Origin of the sequence: Streptomyces phytophilus, from assembly GCF_013870535.1 — a bacterium.
GTDB lineage: Bacteria > Actinomycetota > Actinomycetes > Streptomycetales > Streptomycetaceae > Streptomyces > Streptomyces phytophilus.
The window spans coordinates 1-1,321 of record NZ_JACBXC010001504.1; the positions used below are offsets into that span (position 1 = coordinate 1).

At 75.5% G+C, this 1,321-nt stretch carries 2 protein-coding genes; both read right to left on the reverse strand.

Annotation, left to right across the window (positions count from 1 at the left end; translation table 11 throughout):
* Positions 1-165: 165 nt before the first annotated feature.
* Complete coding sequence (locus H5J30_RS33745; protein WP_258563674.1) at positions 166-1,155, reverse strand: CU044_5270 family protein; 990 nt, start codon at positions 1,153-1,155, stop codon at positions 166-168.
* The coding region (locus tag H5J30_RS33750) for a sigma factor-like helix-turn-helix DNA-binding protein (protein WP_309505712.1) at positions 1,148-1,321 on the reverse strand (174 nt) is incomplete at its 5' end. The genes H5J30_RS33750 and H5J30_RS33745, both read right to left, overlap by 8 nt.

A 1,321-nucleotide genomic window follows, 5' to 3' on the forward strand; every position in this document is an offset into this window, starting at 1 on the left:
ACGGTGCCGTCGGTGGTGACGGTGGCCAGGCCGGTGGCCGCGGCGCCGGTGGTGAGGGTGGCGGAGGTCGCTGCGTCGCTCATACCCGAACGCTAACCGCCGCCCGGCGCGGGAGGCGAACCGGTCCGTATGGCGACACGCGCCGGCGGGAGCCGCCGCCGGCCCTCACGGCCGTTCGCCGTCGTCGTCCACCAGCGCGGTGCTGAGGACCGCCGTGCCGGCCACCACCTCGCCCTCCTCCGCCGCCGGCCCGTACTGCGACTGCTCGGTGTCCTCGGTCGCGACGTACCGGGTGCCCAGGTAGGTGTACGTCTCGGGGTCGAGCAGCAGTTCGTCCCGGTACGGGCCGTCGCCGGTGTCCACCTCGTCGCCGAGGTAGAACGCCAGCGCCCGCCGGCCGGCCGGGTCTGTCACGGTGGTGTCCGCGACCCGCAGCCCCGGAATCGTGGCCATGGCCTGGTAGACGCGGGCCTGCCCGCCGGGGTGGTGGGGCGCCGTCCCGGCCAGCAGTCCGAGCGACCCGAAGTTCCACGCGGCCAGCTCCGTCTCGCTGCGCCCGGCGCCCGGGTCCTCGGTGTCGGGGCGTTCGCCGTCCTCGGGATAGAACCAGCGGGCCTTCTGGAGCACCGCGTCGGTGTCGTCGGGCAGCGCGGCGAGGTACTCGAAGCCCTCCCGCGGCGAGTGGTCGTCGCCCTCGTTCCAGTCCTCGAACTCGGGGTCCGCGTACTCGATCCAGTCCTCCATCACGTTCGGCGAGGGGTCGTCCGGCTCGGACACGCCGACGCGGACCTCCCGCACGTACACCCACTCCCCCGACTCCGGCTTCGGCACGGGGTCCGCCGCCACCACCGTCGCGGCCTTCAGCAGCAGATCCGACGCCCTGGCCTGCGGCTCCAGTGGCCTTGCCAACTGCGCGCCGCCGTCCGCCGCCGGCGTCCCTGTACCGCCGCCCACGCCCGTCGACAGCAGCGCCACCGCCGTGACGCCCGCGGCCACCGCGCCCGACACCACGCGCCAGTCGCCGAGCCCCGGCAGCCGCCGGCGCTTGCGGGCGCCGGCCGCGTCGAGCAGCCGGCGGCGGCCGGGGGCCAGGCGGGTCCTGTCGGGGGTCGGCGCGTCGTCGCGCCACTCACGCAGCTTCGACATCTCATCCATGGGTTGCCGCCTCCGGTGCGTCGTGGGTGGAGTGGGGATCGGGCCCGACGGCCGCGCGGACCTTGCGCCGGGCCCGGCTCAGCCGGGAGCGCACGGTGCCGATGGGTATGTCCAGCGCCTCGGCGACCTCCGCGTAGCTGAGGTCGGCCCAGGCGACGAGCAGCAG

Excerpts from the sequence above, each read along its gene's own strand:
- H5J30_RS33745 (WP_258563674.1), bottom strand. The coding sequence starts at position 1,155 with ATGGATGAGATGTCGAAGCTGCGTGAGTGGCGCGACGACGCGCCGACC.